Here is a 17,848-nt window from a genome sequence, read left to right as displayed (position 1 = left end):
TGCCGCTCAGCGCACCTCGGGCGAAATCAGCACGGCGCTGTCGACCGTATCGGCCGCCAGACGTACCCGCCCGTTTGCCAGCTGCAATCTGTCTTCGGCAAACCAGCGCACCGCCTGCGGGTAGATCCGGTGTTCCTGCTCGAGCACCCGGGCGGCCAGGCTGCTTTCGCTGTCGCCGTCGAGCACCGGCACGGCGGCCTGGATGATCACCGGGCCGTGATCGAGCGCCGGGGTGACGAAATGCACGGTGCAGCCATGAATCCGCACGCCCTCCTCGAGCGCCCGCTGGTGGGTGTGCAGACCGGGGAAGGCCGGGAGCAGCGACGGATGGATGTTGATCAGTCGGCCGGCGTAATGGGAGACGAAGCCATCGCTCAGGATGCGCATGAAGCCGGCCAGCACCACCAGATCGGGCGAAAATTGGTCGATGCACTCGGCCAGCGCGGCGTCGAACGCCTCGCGCCCGGCAAAGCCCTTGTGGTTGATGAAATGCGTGACGATCCCGGCCCGGGCCGCCGTCTCCAGCCCCGGAGCATCCGGCCGGTTGCTGATCACGGCGGCGATGCGGACCGGCAGATTGCCGGCATCGCGGGCGGCGATCAAGGCTTCCATGTTGCTGCCGCGGCCGGAAATCAGGATGACGATATTCTTCATTTCAAAAAACTCACCGGTAAAAAAATTGTGCTGACGACCGAATGGCCCAGCCGGGAAACGGTTCGGCCATTGCGGTCGGCGACGACCTTGGCCATGAAATCGAGCAGGCCCATCAGGCGGCCGAATTCGCGCTCGAAGGAGAGGTTGCGGTTGGCCGGATCAAGCTCGTTGGCAAGCAGGAACAATTCGCCCGCCGCATTGCGGTCGTTGCCGAGTTTCCACACCGCCACTTCCATATTGCGGGCGCAGTTGAACAGCTTCATTTCGTCGAGGCTGTCGAGCACGTAGAACTCCGCCTTGTGATCGAACGCGGCGTCGGCCATGGTCAGCAAGCCGAGCATCAGCGCTGCCACCCGGTCGCCGCTATAGGTTTCGCTGAAGGCCAGCGCCGCCGCCTTGCCTTCGCGCAGCCCGCCGAGCTCGGGCAGGCTGCGGTAATGGCGCATTTTCAGCCGTTCCAGCGCCGCCTCGCGACTATCGACGCCGGCTTTCTTCCATTCCTTCGGATTGCGCCGATACAGTTTGTCGGCGATCAGCATCAGACCGCCCATCACCTCGGCGCGATTGGTATCGGCGAAGCGATCGACCTCGGTCTTGGCCAGGTATTTGACATCCATCTCGGACGTCGTCCGGCCATCCTTGCCCAACTTGGTGGTGCACGCCGGCAGCGCCAGGATGAGCAGAACGGCCAGCCAGGCGGTCATCAGGCCGCCTTGCTCTTGAGGTACCCGACGCCAACCGGAATCAGCGAGAAAACGACGATGCCGATGATGATCAGCGACAGATTGGTCTTCACCCAGGCGATGTTGCCGAGCCAGAAACCGGCCAGACAGAGCGAGGCCACCCAGGCCAGCGCACCGATCAGGTTGAACAGCGTGAATTTGGCGTAGGACATCGCACCGATCCCGGCGACAAACGGCGCGAAGGTCCGGAACAGCGGCAGAAAGCGCGAAATGACCAGCGTCTTGCCGCCGTGCTTTTCATAGAAGGCATGCGTCTTGATCAAGGCATCGCGATTGAAGAAACGCGAGTTTTCCCAGTGGAAGACTTTCGGCCCGAGAAAACGGCCGATCTGGTAATTGACGGTATTGCCGAGGATGGCCGCCGCCGCCAGCACGCCCATCAGCACGAAGATATCCATGCCGCCCTCGCCCAGCGCGGCCAGTGCGCCGGCCACGAAGAGCAACGAATCGCCGGGCAGGAAAGGGGTCACGACAAAACCCGTTTCGGCGAAGATGATGAAGAACAGAATGCCGTAGATCCACAAGCCGTATTGCTGAACCAGCAGCATCAGATGCTTGTCGAGGTGCAGGATGATTTCGATGAACTGCGCGATGAATTCCATGCGGGTAACCGGGGTCTGGGAACAGACCGGGATTTTACCCCAAGGGTTGGCTGCCGGCCGTAGCGAAGCGACAGCCAGCCCCGGCCATCGCCGAGCCTGACTATGGACGTCTAGACCGGGCGGGAAGCCGAGGCCGAATCGAGCAGTTCCCGGAAGCGGCCAAGCGCCGTGGCGCAGGCGCTGCCCCCGGTTTCGGCCACCGACTCGCCGACGGCGCGCTGCCATAAACGCAAGGCGGCTTCGTCATCGAGCCCGGCCTGGCGGGCAAACCAGGGCAATACTTTCGGGGCGCGCAGAGCCGTCAGCTGACGCTGGAACTCGCCCACTTAAAACACCGGATTGATGAATACGTCTTTGAAGTAGGCATCGACGTCGTTCTTCAGCGGACGGAGACCCGGCAGGAAGTTGCGCGAGTCGCCGGCAATGGCGAGCGGCGCGTCGGCCTCGCCATTGAAAATGCTGGCATAGTCGACGGTTTCCGCGTCCTTGCAGCTCTGCTGGCCGAACGCATGAGCGAAAAATGATTTGATGGACATTTGCTGTACTCCTTTTATGACCTGCTTTGTTTGTTATTGGAAATATAGGAGTTATGCTGCACTGCAGCAAACAATCGTTTATTATGTTCGACATTAGATATACTTAACTCGATGCCTGCCTTGGGAGTTCGTCGTGGCCTACCGTCTGCCTCCCCTTTCCACCTTCCGGACCTTTGAAGCGGCAGCCCGCCAGCTCAGTTTCAAGTTGGCGGCGGCCGAGCTGCACGTCACCCCGGCGGCGGTAAGCCAGCAGATCAAGGCGCTCGAAAGCTATCTCGGCGTCTCGCTGTTTGTCCGCCGCTCGAACGGACTGCGCCTGACCGAAGACGGATCGGCGATGTACCCGAAAATCCGCGATGGCCTCGACTCCTTCGCGGCGGCCGTCGAATCGACCCAGCATCGGCGCCCCCCGGCGCTCAACGTCACCGCCCCGCCGGCCTTTGCGACGCGCTGGCTGGTACCGCGCCTGGCCCGCTATTCCGCCGCCAACCCGGCGGTAGCGATCCGCATTTCGAGCAACCCGGACAACATCGATGGCCAGTCAAGCCAGCCCGTGCCGCACAAGGAACTGATCGACCCGCGCCGCGACACATGCGAGGTCGAGATCCGCTACGGCAACGGTCATTACCCCGATCTGCTGGTGGAAAAGATGCTGACCCCGGACTACGTACTGGTCTGCAGCCCGCGCCTGCTCGAGGGCGAAGGGGCGCTGCGCACGCCGCAGGATTTGCACCGGTATACCCTGATCCACGACGAATCGATTCCCGCCGTCGACCAGCGGCCGAGCTGGCGGCTATGGCTGAAGCTGGCGGGCGTCAGCGGTATCGACAGCGAACGCGGGCCGCGCTTTTCCAACTCGATCATGGTTCTCGAAGCCGTTATCGAAGGCCAGGGCGTTGCCCTCGCCCTCCGCCAGCAGGTCGAGGCGGACGTCCTGGCCGAACGCCTGGCCATCCCGTTCGGCATCAGCATGCGCTCGGCCTATTCCTACTACCTCGTGATGGCCAAAGCGGTGGCCGAACAGCCGGTGGTGCAGAGCTTTCGACAATGGTTGCGGGCCGAGATCGGTCCGCTCTACGGCGACTGAGGCGGCCGGCGCGCGAAATCGCGTTCGTCCTTGCCGGGCAATCTGGGATAATCCCGCCATGCCGACGATTGCCCGCCTCCCCGACCTGCTGATCAGCCAGATTGCTGCCGGCGAAGTGGTCGAAAGACCCGCCTCCGTGCTCAAGGAACTGCTCGAAAACAGTCTCGATGCGGGCAGCAAGGCGATCCAGGTGCATCTCGAGGAAGGCGGCGTCAAGCTGATCCGCATCACTGACGACGGCTGCGGCATCGCGAAAGACGAACTGGCGCTGGCCCTGACCCGGCATGCCACCTCGAAGATCGTCTCGCTCGACGACCTGGAACGGGTCGGCACCCTCGGTTTTCGCGGCGAGGCGCTGGCTTCGGTCGCCTCGGTCGCCCGCCTGGCGATCAGCAGCCGCGAGCGCGGCGCCAGTCATGCCTGGAAGCTGAAAGCCGAAAGCGGTGCCGAGCCGGAACCGGCGGCGCTGATGGCCGGCACCGTCGTCGAGATGCGCGACCTTTATTACAACACCCCGGCCCGCCGCAAGTTCCTCAAAGCCGAGGGCACCGAACTCGCCCACTGCGCCGACGCCGTCAAGCGCCTGGCGCTGACCCGGCCGGATGTCGCCTTCAGCTTGACCCACAACGGCCGCAACCTGTTCCAGCTGGCGCCGGCCGACAGTGCCCGGCGCATCGCCGACATCCTCGGCGACGATTTCCTCGGCGCCGCCCGCCGCCTCGAAGCGGCCGCCGGTCCGCTGGCCATCGCCGGCTTCGCGGTCGACCCGACGCGCGCCACCGACACCAAGGACGGCCAGTACGTCTTCGTCAATGGCCGCTACGTGCGTGACAAGATCATCAGCCACGCCCTGCGCGAAGCCTACCGCGACGTGCTGCACGGCAGCCGCCAGCCGGCCGTCTGCCTGTTCATCAACATCGACCCGGCGCTGGTCGACGTCAATGTGCACCCGGCCAAGACCGAAGTCCGCTTCCGCGATTCGCGCGCCATGCACCAGTTCGTCTTCCACGCCATCCAGCGCACGCTGGCGACGGCGGTGACCGCGGAAAACCGCGAGTTTTCCGCCCCGGCCGGCGCTTTTCCCGAGGCATCGGCGGACCTCCGGCAAGCGGCGACCGCGCCGAGCGACTCCAGCTACGCCGCCAACTACCCGCCACCGCTGCGCCACCAGGCCAGCCTTGGCGTCGCCGAACCGGCCGCCGCCGCTTACCTCGCCTTCGCCAAGGCCACCCAGCATCTTGGCAGTCCGGCCTATGCCTCGGCCAATCCGGCCGGCGCCCCGCAGTTCAGCCCGGCCGAACCGGCAGAACAGAACGGCCCGCCGCTCGGCTATGCCCTGGCCCAACTGCACGGCATCTACGTGCTGGCCCAGAACGCGCGCGGCCTGGTGCTGGTCGACATGCACGCGGCGCACGAACGCATCCTTTACGAAAAGCTGAAGACCGCCTTCGACAACCGCCAGATCGCCACCCAGGCGCTGTTGATCCCGGCCGTCTTCTCGGCTGAGGCGCTCGATATCGCCGCCGTCGAGGAACACGCGGAAGCGCTGGCCGAGCTCGGTTTCCAGATTGCCCCGCTCGGCCCCAACCAGCTCGGCGTGCGCGCCGTGCCCGCCCTGCTCCAGTCCGGCGATCCGGCCGCCCTCGCCCGCTCGCTGATCGGCGAACTGCGCGAGCATGGCATCACCCAGCTGGCCACCGCCCGGCGCAACGAACTGCTCGCCACCATGGCCTGCCATGGCGCGGTGCGGGCCCGCCGGCAACTCACCGTGCCGGAAATGAATGCCCTGCTGCGGCAAATGGAAGAAACCGAGCGCGCCGGCCAGTGCAATCACGGTCGGCCGACATGGACCGAACTTGCGCTGGATCAACTCGACAAACTTTTCCTGCGCGGACAATAGGCCCATTTTTCGCCTATGACCGCCATGGATAGCGAACCGCCTCACCCGCATTCATCGGCCGACCGCAGCACCGACTCTTCGCGACGTATCGTCATCATTGCCCTCGGGGTGGCGGCTTTCTGCACCTACGTCGGGCTCGGCCTGGTCGGCCTCAAGCAATCGTACGACCGCGAAATGGAGTTCGCCCGGCGCAGCCAGGAAAACCTGGCCAAGGTCCTGGAAGGCCATGCCCGGAGCACGGTAGACAAGGTCGACACGGTACTGATGGCCGGCCAGTTGCGGCTGAACCAGGCCTTCGCCGGCGAAACGATGGATACGGCGACGATCAATGCAACGCTATCCCGCTACCTGGCGCTGATCGACGAATCGCAAAGCCTGCGTATCGCCAACCGGGACGGTCGTTTCATTTACGATTCCTCGGGCGAAATCGCCACGGCCCGGATTGCCGACCGCGCCTATTTCCTGCGCAACCAGGCCGAGAACAGCGGAAAACTGGTGATCTCCGAACCGCTGTTCGCCCGCATCACCAAGAACTGGGTGATCACGCTGAGCCGGCGCCTCAACGACCGCCACGGCAATTTTGCCGGCCTGGTCCAGGCCGCCGTGCGTGCCGACCATTTCGAGGCCTTCTACGCGGCCCTGCATCTCGGCCCGAGCCACAGCGTCACGCTGATCGACGACCAACTGCGGCTGGTCGCCCGCTATCCGGCGGCAGCCGAAAAACTCGGCCAGGCGATCGACAGCGCCACACTGCGCCAGCTGGTCAACGGCGGCAGCGGCCAGGACGGCCTGTACACCGCGCACTCCGGCGTCGATGGCGTCGAACGCCTGTACGCCCTGCGCAAGGTCGGCGACTACCCGCTCTATGTGCTGATCGGCCACGCCACCACCGATTACCTCGCCAACTGGTATCAGCAGGTCTTCTGGGGCGCCGTCAGCGCCTGCATTCTGGCCGTCGTGCTGGCCGGCTGGATCATCGTCTGGCTGCGCACCTACGACAACGCCCGACGCCTGGCGCGCGGCATGACCGAAGCCTACGAAACGACCATGCGGCGAACCCGGGCGCTGCTCGACAGCCTCCCCGACCCAGCCTGGCTGACCGACCGCAACCAGCGGATGATCGCCGTCAACGAGGCCTACTGCCAGGTCAGCGGCCGGCGCGAGACGGAAATACTCGGCCGCACCAGTGCCGAAATCTGGCCGGAAGAAACCGCCCGCGCCCTGCAACAGCAGGATGCCGAGGCCCTGAGCAGCCGCCGGCAGCAACGCCGCGAAGCCAGCCAGGAAGTATTCACCGGCGGCCGGCGCCACTTCGAATACATCTCCACCCCGGTTCTCGACAAGGCCGGCGGACTGGCCGGCGTCGCCGGCGTGGCACGCGACATCACGCAGCTGCACGAAGATCAGCAGCGCATCCGCTACCTGGCCGAACACGACATCCTCACCGACCTGCCGAATCGGGCGATGCTCGGCACCAGCATGGCGCTGGCGCTGGCCGATGCGCTCGGCGAGCAGGCGCAAATCGCGCTGCTGTTCCTCGATCTCGATAACTTCAAGTTCATCAACGACACGCTCGGTCACGAAGCCGGCGACCAGCTGCTTCTGCTGGTGGCGCAACGCATGCGCGCCAACCTCGACGAGCGCGACACGATCAGCCGCCAGGGCGGCGACGAATTCGCCGTTCTGCTGCAGGGCTTCAGCAACCTGTCCCGCGTCGCGATCATCGCCCAACGGCTGATCGACTGCATCAACCAGCCGTTCCAGATCGCCGGCCAGGAACTGCTGGTCGGCGCCAGCATCGGGATCAGCGCCTACCCGCAGGACGGTGCCGACATCGGCACGCTGCTGAAAAATGCCGATACAGCGATGTACCAGGCGAAAGAAGCCGGCGGCAATGCCTACCGCTTCTTCACGCCGGAGATGAATATCCGCATTTCCGAACGCGTCGCACTGGAAAACAGCCTGCGGCGCGCCATCCTCGGTCAGGAATTCCGTCTCCACTACCAGCCGCAGGTCGATGGCGCGAGCGGCAAACTGATCGGCCTGGAAGCCCTGATCCGCTGGCAACACCCGGAACGCGGCGAAATACCGCCCGGCCGTTTCATTCCGATCGCCGAGGAAAGCAACCTGATCAACACCATCGGCGAGTGGGTGCTGCGCGAAGCCTGCCGGCAGAGTCGGAGCTGGCTGGATCAGGGCTATCCGCCGGTGGTCATGGCCGTCAACCTGTCGGCCGTGCAGCTTCGTCAGCGCAACCTGACCGCCCAGGTCAGCGCCGCCCTGAGCGATTTCGGCCTTGAAGCGCACTGGCTGGAACTGGAAATCACCGAAAGCGCCTTCATTCGCGACACCGAACTGATCATCGAGATGCTGCACGAACTCAGCAAACTGGGCGTCAAGCTGTCGGTCGACGATTTCGGTACCGGCTATTCCAGTCTCGGTTACCTGAAACAGCTGCCCTTCACCCGGATCAAGATCGATCAGTCCTTTGTCCGCGAACTGCCGGACAACGAGGATGACGCCGCCATCATCCGCGCCATCGTCGGCATCGCCGACAGCCTGCAGAAGGAAGTCATCGCCGAAGGCGTCGAGCACCCGGCCCAGCGGGACTTTCTGCTCAGCCACGGCTGCCGGCTGATGCAGGGCTTTTATTTTGCCCGCCCAATGACCGCTGCCGCGCTCGAACCGCTGCTGGCCGATGACCGGACGTTTCCACCGGCCTAGGCGGAAGCGCCATCGCCGTCAATCGTAGAGCTAACCGGCGCTGCGTAGCTTTATCGCACAGCGTCCGCGACTGAAAGGAGCGGGGGTTGAGTGCCGGGGGTTAGGGATTTTCTTCCGTAAGCATGACACTGAAATCCGTTATTTCCTTCAAGTTAGGAAATTCTTCACTGCGCTGACCCCACCAATAAATGGACTCTCGGTACAGCAAATATAGAAACTTGTGATACTTCTGGTAGAACTCACTGAGGCTGAGAGTTGATGCGCGCTCATAGGCGACATGACCTATCGCCTTATTTCTGAACTCTCTGAAATCTTTCGCGAAATCAGCAGGAACGATAATGTCGTAGCAGCTAATGTGATTTACCCAAGATGGAGCTGTTCCATGTCTTATGGCATCTCGGTACTGATCCATAATTCGCTGAGCATGATGCATTACATACCATTCAATTATCTTTATTCGTTGATCACCCTTTTTGTTTGTGATGTCTGTGTTCTTGGCATCGCGAGCATGGCACCCCATGAGAAACTCGTACAAATGATGTATGAAGCTTGTATAGGCGTTGTAGGTTTTGTAGGTTTTGTAGGAAAGTTCTCGTGATTGGCCTCGCATTATCATCTGTTCGGCATGCTTGCTGAATTCTTTGAAAGCATCGTCGCACCTCAAGAACTCATGAGTTAACACGGTACAGTGATCATTATCTACGTCATCGCCAACCTCAAATTTCACCGTTCCCTCCAAATGCCTAACCGCGATCGAGCCGTCACTGTCCGGGCTCCTGACGCAGCTGGCGGTGCACCTCGCCGATATCGGGATTGCCCGGCAACACTTTGCCGTTGACTTCCAGCACCGGCAGATTGATCCGGGCCTGCCCGTCGCCGGCAATGATCGAATGCAGGCGCTCGGCCGCCCCGTTGTCGCTATCGACCGCATACAAGGTGTAAGCCAGCCGGTTGGCATCGAGCCAGGCGCGCATCCGCTCGCAATCGGTGCAACCCGCGATAACGTAGATATCAATCCGGTTGTTCCGGGCGTAATTGACTGGCGCCCCCGGCTCGACTGAATCTTCCTCGGCCTCCGCGGCGACGGCATCGCCCTGGCCAACCCGCATCGCCTGCAGGAAGCGCCCGGTCATTTCCGGATTCTGCCCGATACCGCGGAAGATCAGGCCGGACAGCACGGCCAGGGCAAGCAGGGCCATCACCACCCGCGCCCCGCCGCCGGCCGGCACCATGCCATGATCGTTTTCGTCCGCATCGCCGCCGATGAAAAGCAACGCCAGCGCCATCAGGGCGCCGAGCAGCGGCACCAGCGCAACCAGCGCCAGCCAGCCGGTCCGTCCGGTATCGTGCAGACGCAGCGCGATACAGCGCAGACTGTAAATCAACGACAAAAACAACCCGAAGCCGACAAACGCCGGTTTTCCGACGTATACCGCGAGCACTACGAAAGCCAACCACAGCGCACTGCTGACCAGCGAGCCGGCAAAATAATCGAGACGACCGAGCCGCCCGGCGAAGCCGATGCCGATGACGGCTGCCTGCGCTGCGCCGCTGGCCGGCCGTGAGCCGCCCGAGGTCGACCGGCGGGCCGCCAGCTCGGCCGCCCGTTCCTCGCGCGCCTGCGCTTCGGCCGCCGCCTGGGCGGCGAGATAGCGCGGCATGTCGAGGCCGCATTGCCGACATAGCGTGCGCTTGGGCTGTAGCGCACCACATTTCGGACATACCACTTCGCCACCGGCCACTGCCGCCGGGTCCGCCCCGTCTTGCCCGCCGCCTGGCGAGGCGCTCGCCTCGGCGACCGGCCGGGGCGCGATCAGCGCAAACAATTCGTCGCTGGTCGCTGCGGCCACCGCCGACGGTAGCGGCGAGGCGGCTGGCAATTCGCGAGGAGGTTCCGGCGGCACGGCGACCGGCGTCGGCGCGACAGCCGCAGCCAGCGGCTCGATGCGGGCCTGGAGATCGACCGAACGTAAACGGGAGGCCAGTTTTTCGGCCGCCTCGGCGGTCGCGCTGCGGGCCACAACGACCGGCTTGCCGCTCAGCATGCGCTCGAGTTGCTCGCCCTGCAGGCGGAATTCCCGTCCGACGTTGTCTTTGATATCGGCCAGCGCGCCGCCAGAAAGCGTCCGCCCGGACAAAACCACCCTGTATTGTTGTGTCATTTTTTGAATTTGGATACCCGACCAGCCGGCATTCTGCGCCGAATCATGCGGTTTGACTAATGGGCGGGCAGCGGCCACGTATAATCCGCGGACTTCCCCGCCACCCCGCCTACCCATGCTGATTCTCCCGCTTCCGGCCCGTCACGACTGGACTCGCCCGCCGCTGGCGACCATCCTGATCATGATCCTGTGCCTGATCGCCTTCCTGATGCAGGGCAGCGACCAAAAACGTTCGGCCGACGCCTGGCGCTTCTATCAGCAATCCGGCATGGCGCCGCGCGAAATGACCGCCTATCTGGCCGACCTCGAACTCCGCGGCAAAACGGCCCGGGCCGCCGAAGTGCGGCAGCAAACGGCGAGTCACGATGCCGCCGCGTTCCAGACGATGGAACGCGACATCGACTTCATGCAACGTCTACGCAGCAACCGGGTGATCACCGCTAGCCATGCCGATTTCCCGACCTGGCGATCCAACCGGACCCATTTTGAAGCCTTGCGCGCCCGCATCGTCACCGAACGCTTCAGTCTGAACGGACAAGACCCGAGCCTGGCGTCGCTGATTACCCACATGTTCCTGCATGGCGACATCATGCATCTGAGCGGCAACATGGCCGTGCTCTTCGTCGTCGGCTACACCGTCGAAGCGGCGCTCGGCCCACTCGGCTTCCTCGGCCTCTACCTGATCGGCGGCCTGGGGGCTGCACTGCCCGACCTGCTGGTGCCGTCCACCGCCTACAGCTATTCGCTCGGTGCCTCGGGCGCCATTTCGGCGGTGATGGCTGCCTACCTGGTGTTGTTCGGCCGGCGGCGAATCGATTTTTTCTACTGGCTGTTTTTCGTTTTCGGTACGGTACGCTGGCCGGCGCTGGCCATTCTGCCGGTGTGGCTGGCCAACGAATTGCTGCAGAATTTCGTCTTCGACCGCGGCGGCCACGTCAATTACATGGCCCATTTCGCCGGCTTGCTGAGCGGCGCGCTATTGATCGGCGCTTACCGCTGGCGACGCCAGGGCCAGAGCGCTGCGCTGGTGCACCGCCAGGACGCCGACCAGGCGCGCCTGCTCCAACAGCGAAAAGCTGAACAACTGGTGGCCGAAATGCAGTTCGGACCAGCCGCACTGGCCTACCGAAAACTGCTCGCCGAATACCCACCGGCCGAGCCGCGAATCGTCGAGGAATACCTGCGTATCGCCCGCCTTGCCCGCCAACCGGAACTGCTCACCGACGCCCAGCGGCAGCTGCTGAAAGCCGCTGCCGACCAGCCGCGATCAGTCGATCCGGCACTGTTGGCCGAAGCGCTCGACGCCATGCCGCGAGCCTTGCCGAAACTGACGGCGACGCAGTGGGAAGGCATTGCCGGACGACTGATCGTCAGCGGCCAGCTGGATAGTGCCGAACGCCTGCTGCTTCGCCTGATGTCCCATCCGGATAGCCGGAGCGCCGCGCTGCGTCAGGCCGACCGTCTGGCCGACGCCTTCATCGCCATCGGCGACACCGAGCGGGCCGCGCTGATGCGCCGTCTTTCCGGCAGTCGGCTCGCCGCGACGGCCGCGCCCGCCGAATAAGCCACAGCCCTGCCGGCGAATCAGACAGCCGGCGTTGCCGCCAGCCGATCGAGCAGCTCATTCAGGCGGGCGGCTTCGGCGGCCGCCGGCGTCTCCGGATAATGCGCGCGAATGGCAGCCAGCACCCGCCGGGCCTGCGCTTCGTCGCGCTGATGCTCAATCAGCAGGCGGGCGCCCAGGACATAGATCGACGCGGTGTCGGCATGCCCGGGAAAACGCCGGTCGAAGCCCTTGATCAGGCGCGCTGCGCCTTGCGGCCGGCGCGTTTCGAGAAAGGCTTCGGCGAGTGGCAGAATGCAGCTGCCCTGGGCCGGCAGATAGTCGGCTTGCTGCTGCCAGATGGCTTCGATCACCTCGATGGCCTGGTGCGTCCGCCCGGCTTGCAGCAGACCGGGCAGCCAACCGGCGGCATGGGCCAGCATCGCCTTTTCCTGACCGGGAACTGCCAGCAGCAAGCGATGCAGACGCAGGTTGCCGGCCGGATCGCCCGGCTGCTCGCCCAGTTCGGCCCGGGCAACGGCAATCGCCTCGTCGTAACGCCCTTCCTTGAGCAACGCGGCGGTCTGCGCGGCGCGCCGTTTTGCCGGGTCTTCGCCGGTACCAATCGTGGTCTGCCGCTCGAAATCGACGTCGACGGCCAGCCCGACTGTGTCGTGATACTGGTATAGGGCGTAGCCCATCAACCGGAACATCACGATGATGAAATAGGCGCCGAAGAAGCCGGCCAGCAGGCCGACCAGCGCCTGCGGCACGATCGGCATCAACAACTTGAGCAGGCCGCCGCTGCTTGAAGTGAGCAACAGCAGGCAGGCGCAGAGCCCGAGATAAGGACGACCGATACCGTACATCAAGGCCCACAGATGACCCGGCGACATCGACTCGCCGAGATCGTCGGTAACCGCCAGGACCATCACATTGGCCGGCAGAACCAGCGCGAAGAGGACGAACAGCACCATCGCCAGGTGGTAGCCGGCGATCGCCGCGACGTAGGCGCAGATCGTCAGGCCCACGGCAATCACGACCAGTTGCTTGTAGGGCCGGTACTTGCCGCCCCCGGCCGCAGCGTCGAACGCCGGACTATCGTCGAGATGGCCGCGCGCCGTGCGTTCGAGGACCCGGTAGCCGTGGCGCAGCGTGGCGATGAAGATGAGCAGTTCGAGCAACAGGTCGGCCGGCGAGAACAACATCGTGGCCAGAGCGGAAAGCAGCCCGAACGCGGCGCAGGCGAGCAGCGGCTCGATCGACAGCGGATAGAGGAAAAAACTGCCGAGTCGTGTCCAGTACGGCGGAACGGCGGATGGAGGTGCAATCATGAGGGCAAACCAGAAGTGGCGAGGCGGAAAATATCGGCGGCTATTCGATATGGATTTTTCGCCCCATTATCGCCTACCGGGAAGGCGGCAGCCCGGACAATTCCGCACATCCGTCAAGCGAGCGGCACTGCCTCGATTTGCCGAATCGGCAGCCAGACGGTAAACGTCGTGCCCCGCCCAAGCTCGCTGGCCACCTCGATCTTGCCGCCGTGCTTTTCGACGATGCCGTAGGAAACCGACAAACCGAGTCCTGTGCCCTTGCCGACCGGCTTGGTGGTGAAGAACGGATCGAAGATGCGATCGACGATTTCCGGCGAGATGCCGCTGCCAGTGTCGCCAATGGCAATCCACACCTTGTCCGCGGCACAGCCGCTGCGCAGCGTGATTTTGCCTTGCCGGGAGATGGCCTGGGCGGCGTTGACCAGCAGATTCATGAAGACCTGGTTGATCTGCGACGGCCGGCACTCGACCTGGGGCAGCGTGCCGTACTCGCGCACCACTTCGGCCTTGTACTTGATCTCGTTGGCGACGACGTTCAGCGTGCTTTCCAGGCCGGCATGCAGATCGACCCACTCGAGGTCGACTTCGCCGGTCCGCGAAAAATCGCGCAAATCCTGCACGATCCGGCGAACCCGGGCGGTCCCGTCGATCGACTCGGTGATCAGGCTGCCGATGTCCTCGCGCAGAAAATCGAGATCGGCCTTGCGGTGCAGTTCCTCAAGGCGCTCCTTGATGGCCGGATCGCCGGCGAGCAGCGGTTCGACCGTCAGCAGCGCGTCGTCGATCAGGTTCAACAGTTGGCCGACGTAGTTCTTCAGCGTGCCCAGGTTGGAATTGACGAAACCGATCGGGTTGTTGATTTCGTGTGCCACGCCGGCCGCCAGCTGGCCGATCGAGGCAAGCTTTTCCGATTGCAGCAACTGGTTATGGGCCTCCTCCAGCTTCAGGATCAGGGCGTGCTGCTCTTCCTTTTCGCGCTGCAAGGCACGGTTGATCCGTTCGTTCTCGCGGAAGGCCGTTTCCAGCGCCTGCGTCCGTTCGCGTATCTGGTTTTCCAACGTGACCGCATTCTGGAACATGCTGAAAGCCGAGCCCTTGGCGCCCATGTCGCGCTCGGCCCGGTTCATCAACGAGGTGATGATCTTGTTCAGACGGGCGATTTCGGCCCGCAGTGCCGCCTCATCGGGCGGCAAAGCAGTGCCTGCCGGTTCAGTCATCGATTTTCCCGAGCGGAGTGCCAATCGCAATGCCGGTAAAAGTCTGATTGACGTGGACACCGCCGTACTGTTCGCCATAGGTACTGAAACCGATCGTGTTGTGGCGATCGAATAGTTCGCCGGTCTTCCCGGTGAGTTGTTTGCGGACGAGTTCCAGATTGCGCAGGATACAGTCGCAACCGATGCACAACTGAAGCGGGCCGATTTCTTCCTGAACATGCTCGAACGCCTGTTGCAGATTGGCCAGGATATCGACGCCGCGCGCCACGCGCAGAACCAGCCCTTCCTCGATGGCGCAATAGAAGGTCAGGCTGCCGTCCGGATTGGCCTTCTGGATCGAACGCACATAATCGGTGCCGTCGATAACGACAACGATGGGCGTTTCGGCAAAGCGCTCCGGCGTCAGGTCCTCGACCGCCACGCCGAGAACGCGGGCGTATTCCCCGGCGGCTGGCAGACCGTTGATTTCCTTGACGATGCGATGTGTCGCATCAGCCTCGGTGACGACCAGCCTTTCGTTCTCGCTGATGAAATGCTGAGTTTTGAAAATACGGAATGGCAAAGGCGTACTGATCAGCACCAGCAGGGCGCTATCGTTATGGAAAGCCCCGTCGTGGAAAATCCAGGTGCTGACAAATTTCAAGTCGTCGCCGGCCGAACCGCCGCATAACGGGATGTTGCCGAGCACCGATTGCAGGGTATAGACCACCGGCTCTTCGCGCACCGACAGACCGTCGATCAGCAGCAGGGCGAAAGTATTGGCCGACGACACCGCGGGTGAAAGGCTACCCAGGCGGTCGACCAGCCTCTTGGCAAAGGCTTGCCCCTGCGCCATGTTGAAATTCTGCAGTTGCGGATAGCGATCGACGGCCGCGACGCAGACCGTCGAGGAAAAACTGACGCCGGACAGGCTATGGCCGCAATAACCGCCGGGACCGATTTCCCCCGCCGTGGTACAGCCGACCAGCGGCACATCGCCGAACAGGCGCTTCAATTCATCGGCCAGCGCAGCGAGATCGTAGGCGCTGGAACAAAAAAATATTACCAAGGCCATATCCGGCTGAATGACCCCGGCGTGGAACTCGCGCGCCGCCTGGCGCGCCTCGCTGGCGCGCGAATGGGCTCGGCGGAAGAAGCTATCGGTCGGCATGGTGTCTCCAGTATTTTCCGGTATTTATGTCGAGCTTTTTTGCTTTGACGCACAGCCAATTATCCTGAATTTCGGTTTCGTTTCGCGCCTTTTTTTGTTCTCACGGCCTGCTGCTCGCCAGCCGGCGCAACGGCCTATTCATGCGAAAATACAAAGATCGCTCAGGGGAAGTTTCCTCCTGACTTTTCCGGCGAGGCCGCGATAATTTAAGAATGATCCCTGAATGGCACATGACGTTTCCCTGATTACCACGATAGCTGCCGCCTTCGGCTTTGCCCTGATCCTCGGCTTTGTCGCCGAGCGCCTGAAGATGCCGGCGCTGGTCGGCTATCTGCTGGCCGGGATACTGATCGGCCCGGCGACCCCGGGCTTCGTCGCCGACGTCAATACGGCTTCCCAGTTGTCGGAAATCGGCGTGATGTTGCTGATGTTCGGGGTCGGCCTGCATTTTTCGCTCGGCGACCTGCTCTCGGTAAAACGCATCGCCCTGCCCGGCGCCGTGGTCCAGATGAGCCTGGCCACCGCACTGGGCACCGGGATCGGTTGGTGGTGGGGATGGGATTTGGGCGCCGCGCTGATCTTCGGCTTGTCGCTGTCCTGCGCCAGCACGGTGGTGCTGCTCAAGGCCCTGGAGGCGCGCGGCATACTGGAGTCGATGAACGGGCGGATCGCCGTCGGCTGGCTGGTCGTCGAGGATCTGGCGACGGTCCTCATCCTCGTGTTGCTGCCGCCGCTCGCCGGCGTCCTCGGCGGCACCGGTGGGCCGGTCGAAGGCGCCGCGCCGCTCTGGCAGACGATCGGCAAAACACTGTTCCAGGTGGCGGCGTTCATCGCCCTGATGCTGATCGTCGGCCGCCGCGCCCTGCCCTGGCTGCTCTGGCAGGTCGCCCGTACCGGTTCGCGCGAGCTGTTTACGCTGGCCGTGATCGCCAGCGCGATCAGCATCGCCTACGGCGCCGCCCAATTGTTCACCGTGTCCTTCGCCCTCGGCGCCTTCTTTGCCGGCACCGTGATGCGCAATTCGGAATTCAGCCATCGGGCGGCTGAGGAATCGCTGCCGCTGCGCGACGCCTTTTCGGTGCTGTTCTTCGTCGCGGTCGGGATGCTCTTCGACCCCCTGGTTCTGGTCGAAAAACCCGGTCACGTCTTCGGCACGGTGGCGATTATCATCGTCGGCAAATCGATTGCCGCGCTGGCTCTGGTGCTGACGCTGCGTTACCCGCTCAACACGGCGCTGGTCGTCGCCGCCAGCCTGGCCCAGATCGGCGAATTTTCGTTCATCCTGGCCGGCCTCGGCATGTCGCTCGGCCTGTTCTCGCAGGAAGGCATGAGTCTGGTGCTGGCCGGCGCCCTGATTTCGATTGCCCTGAATCCGTTCGTCTTCGCCGCCGTCACCCCCTTCCGCAACTGGGCGCTCAAACGCTCGGAACTGGCCCGGAATCTCGAGTGCCGGGAAGACCCCTACGCCGAACTGCCAACCAGTACGGAAGGCAAGTACCTGGCCGGCCAGGTCGTGCTGGTCGGTTTCGGCCGGGTCGGGCGGCGCATCGCCGACGCCTTGAGCGAGCTTGCCATTCCCTATGTCGTCGTCGAGCAGAACCGCGAGCTGGTCGATGCCTTGCGCAAACGCGGCGGCGCCGCCGTATCGGGCAATGCCGCCGACCCGGCGGTACTGATCCAGGCCCACATCGCGCACGCCGCGATGCTGGTCATCGCCACGCCGGATACCATCAACGTGCGCCAGATGTCCGATACGGCGCGCACGCTGAATCCGGCCATCGAAATCGTCCTGCGCACCCACAGCGAGGATGAAGCGGCCCTGCTCGACAAGGAAGGCATCGGTACCGTCTTCTTTGGCGAAGAAGAGCTGGCCAAAGGCATGACCAACCACGTCCGGCAACGTTTCTCGCCGCAGCTGACGGCGGCCGATTCCTGACCGTCCGGTGGCCGGGGCGCCTTACTGGATCGGTTTGGCTAGCTGGCTCTTGACGATCGGGCCGACCGCCTGCCAGACCATGCTGCCGCCACCGACCAGCACGGCCAGGCCGACGATCAGCTGAATCAGCAGGATGATCAGATCCGACTGCTGGCGGCTCATCTTGCGCCCGGGGTTGGTGGCCCCGCAATCGGGACAGGCTTCGGCCGAGGTATCGACTTGGTATCCGCAGGCGCGGCAGGGTACGAGCGACATGAGAA

The 17,848-nt window shown here is 63.6% G+C and carries 16 protein-coding genes; 5 read left to right on the top strand and 11 right to left on the bottom strand.

The window, feature by feature from the left end; translation table 11 throughout:
• Positions 1-6 precede the first annotated feature (6 nt).
• The 5 genes from purN to KI611_RS06295 all read right to left on the bottom strand — a co-directional run bounded on the left by purN (position 7) and on the right by KI611_RS06295 (position 2,535).
• Positions 7-654, bottom strand: a complete 648-nt coding sequence (gene purN / locus KI611_RS06315; protein ID WP_226418978.1) for a phosphoribosylglycinamide formyltransferase — start codon at positions 652-654, stop codon at positions 7-9.
• Positions 651-1,358, bottom strand: a complete 708-nt coding sequence (locus KI611_RS06310; RefSeq protein ID WP_226418977.1) for a hypothetical protein — start codon at positions 1,356-1,358, stop codon at positions 651-653. The genes purN and KI611_RS06310 overlap by 4 nt, the downstream gene beginning before the upstream one ends.
• The gene (locus tag KI611_RS06305) at positions 1,358-1,999 is read right to left on the bottom strand and encodes a DedA family protein (RefSeq protein WP_226418976.1); all 642 of its coding nucleotides are present in this window, start codon (positions 1,997-1,999) and stop codon (positions 1,358-1,360) included. The genes KI611_RS06310 and KI611_RS06305 overlap by 1 nt, the downstream gene beginning before the upstream one ends.
• A gap of 110 nt (positions 2,000-2,109) precedes the next feature.
• Positions 2,110-2,325, bottom strand: coding sequence for a hypothetical protein (locus tag KI611_RS06300; RefSeq protein WP_226418975.1), 216 nt, complete (start codon positions 2,323-2,325; stop codon positions 2,110-2,112).
• Entirely contained in the window at positions 2,326-2,535 is a 210-nt protein-coding gene (locus KI611_RS06295; protein ID WP_226418974.1) for a hypothetical protein, read from the bottom strand.
• Between the two features lie 133 nt (positions 2,536-2,668).
• Here KI611_RS06295 and KI611_RS06290 point away from each other — a divergent pair, with 133 nt between their 5' ends.
• Genes KI611_RS06290 through KI611_RS06280 form a run of 3 tightly spaced genes read left to right on the top strand, consistent with a single transcriptional unit; the run spans position 2,669 to position 8,246 of the window.
• Positions 2,669-3,622 (top strand): LysR substrate-binding domain-containing protein, encoded by a 954-nt coding sequence (locus KI611_RS06290; RefSeq protein WP_226418973.1) that lies wholly within the window; start codon positions 2,669-2,671, stop codon positions 3,620-3,622.
• A gap of 58 nt (positions 3,623-3,680) precedes the next feature.
• Positions 3,681-5,522, top strand: coding sequence for a DNA mismatch repair endonuclease MutL (mutL, locus tag KI611_RS06285; RefSeq protein WP_226418972.1), 1,842 nt, complete (start codon positions 3,681-3,683; stop codon positions 5,520-5,522).
• Positions 5,523-5,546: 24 nt separating this feature from the next.
• Positions 5,547-8,246, top strand: coding sequence for an EAL domain-containing protein (locus tag KI611_RS06280; protein WP_226418971.1), 2,700 nt, complete (start codon positions 5,547-5,549; stop codon positions 8,244-8,246).
• A 100-nt stretch (positions 8,247-8,346) separates the two neighbouring features.
• Here KI611_RS06280 and KI611_RS06275 read toward each other — a convergent pair whose 3' ends face one another.
• On the bottom strand, positions 8,347-8,973 hold the full coding sequence (locus tag KI611_RS06275; RefSeq protein WP_226418970.1) for a hypothetical protein: 627 nt from the start codon (positions 8,971-8,973) through the stop codon (positions 8,347-8,349).
• 34 nt (positions 8,974-9,007) lie between these two features.
• On the bottom strand, positions 9,008-10,408 hold the full coding sequence (locus KI611_RS06270) for a DUF805 domain-containing protein (RefSeq protein WP_226418969.1): 1,401 nt from the start codon (positions 10,406-10,408) through the stop codon (positions 9,008-9,010).
• Between the two features lie 115 nt (positions 10,409-10,523).
• On the opposite strand from KI611_RS06270, the gene KI611_RS06265 reads away from it, so the two are divergent.
• Entirely contained in the window at positions 10,524-11,972 is a 1,449-nt protein-coding gene (locus KI611_RS06265; RefSeq protein WP_226418968.1) for a rhomboid family intramembrane serine protease, read from the top strand.
• Between the two features lie 20 nt (positions 11,973-11,992).
• Here KI611_RS06265 and KI611_RS06260 read toward each other — a convergent pair whose 3' ends face one another.
• From KI611_RS06260 to nosP, 3 genes are all read right to left on the bottom strand, one after another.
• Complete coding sequence (locus KI611_RS06260; protein WP_226418967.1) at positions 11,993-13,285, bottom strand: hypothetical protein; 1,293 nt, start codon at positions 13,283-13,285, stop codon at positions 11,993-11,995.
• Between the two features lie 113 nt (positions 13,286-13,398).
• Entirely contained in the window at positions 13,399-14,502 is a 1,104-nt protein-coding gene (locus KI611_RS06255) for an ATP-binding protein (protein ID WP_226418966.1), read from the bottom strand.
• Entirely contained in the window at positions 14,495-15,652 is a 1,158-nt protein-coding gene (gene nosP / locus KI611_RS06250; protein ID WP_226418965.1) for a nitric oxide-sensing protein NosP, read from the bottom strand. The genes KI611_RS06255 and nosP overlap by 8 nt, the downstream gene beginning before the upstream one ends.
• Before the next feature lie 223 nt (positions 15,653-15,875).
• On the opposite strand from nosP, the gene ybaL reads away from it, so the two are divergent.
• Positions 15,876-17,588, top strand: a complete 1,713-nt coding sequence (gene ybaL, locus KI611_RS06245; RefSeq protein ID WP_226418964.1) for a YbaL family putative K(+) efflux transporter — start codon at positions 15,876-15,878, stop codon at positions 17,586-17,588.
• 21 nt (positions 17,589-17,609) lie between these two features.
• Here the strand turns inward: ybaL and KI611_RS06240 are convergent, their stop codons facing one another.
• Entirely contained in the window at positions 17,610-17,843 is a 234-nt protein-coding gene (locus KI611_RS06240) for a hypothetical protein (protein ID WP_226418963.1), read from the bottom strand.
• Positions 17,844-17,848: the final 5 nt, after the last annotated feature.

The sequence above is a fragment of the Dechloromonas denitrificans genome, assembly GCF_020510685.1.
In the GTDB taxonomy this organism is placed as follows: Bacteria; Pseudomonadota; Gammaproteobacteria; order Burkholderiales; family Rhodocyclaceae; genus Azonexus; species Azonexus denitrificans_A.
The sequence above is the reverse complement of the archived record's forward strand: the minus strand, read 5'-3'. Positions and strand labels throughout refer to the sequence as shown.

Excerpts from the sequence above, each read along its gene's own strand:
- purN (WP_226418978.1), bottom strand. The coding sequence starts at position 654 with ATGAAGAATATCGTCATCCTGATTTCCGGCCGCGGCAGCAACATGGAA.
- KI611_RS06310 (WP_226418977.1), bottom strand. The coding sequence starts at position 1,358 with ATGACCGCCTGGCTGGCCGTTCTGCTCATCCTGGCGCTGCCGGCGTGC.
- KI611_RS06305 (WP_226418976.1), bottom strand. The coding sequence starts at position 1,999 with ATGGAATTCATCGCGCAGTTCATCGAAATCATCCTGCACCTCGACAAG.
- KI611_RS06295 (WP_226418974.1), bottom strand. The coding sequence starts at position 2,535 with ATGTCCATCAAATCATTTTTCGCTCATGCGTTCGGCCAGCAGAGCTGC.
- mutL (WP_226418972.1), top strand. The coding sequence starts at position 3,681 with ATGCCGACGATTGCCCGCCTCCCCGACCTGCTGATCAGCCAGATTGCT.
- KI611_RS06280 (WP_226418971.1), top strand. The coding sequence starts at position 5,547 with ATGGATAGCGAACCGCCTCACCCGCATTCATCGGCCGACCGCAGCACC.
- KI611_RS06270 (WP_226418969.1), bottom strand. The coding sequence starts at position 10,408 with ATGACACAACAATACAGGGTGGTTTTGTCCGGGCGGACGCTTTCTGGC.
- KI611_RS06265 (WP_226418968.1), top strand. The coding sequence starts at position 10,524 with ATGCTGATTCTCCCGCTTCCGGCCCGTCACGACTGGACTCGCCCGCCG.
- KI611_RS06260 (WP_226418967.1), bottom strand. The coding sequence starts at position 13,285 with ATGATTGCACCTCCATCCGCCGTTCCGCCGTACTGGACACGACTCGGC.
- KI611_RS06255 (WP_226418966.1), bottom strand. The coding sequence starts at position 14,502 with ATGACTGAACCGGCAGGCACTGCTTTGCCGCCCGATGAGGCGGCACTG.
- nosP (WP_226418965.1), bottom strand. The coding sequence starts at position 15,652 with ATGCCGACCGATAGCTTCTTCCGCCGAGCCCATTCGCGCGCCAGCGAG.
- ybaL (WP_226418964.1), top strand. The coding sequence starts at position 15,876 with ATGGCACATGACGTTTCCCTGATTACCACGATAGCTGCCGCCTTCGGC.
- KI611_RS06240 (WP_226418963.1), bottom strand. The coding sequence starts at position 17,843 with ATGTCGCTCGTACCCTGCCGCGCCTGCGGATACCAAGTCGATACCTCG.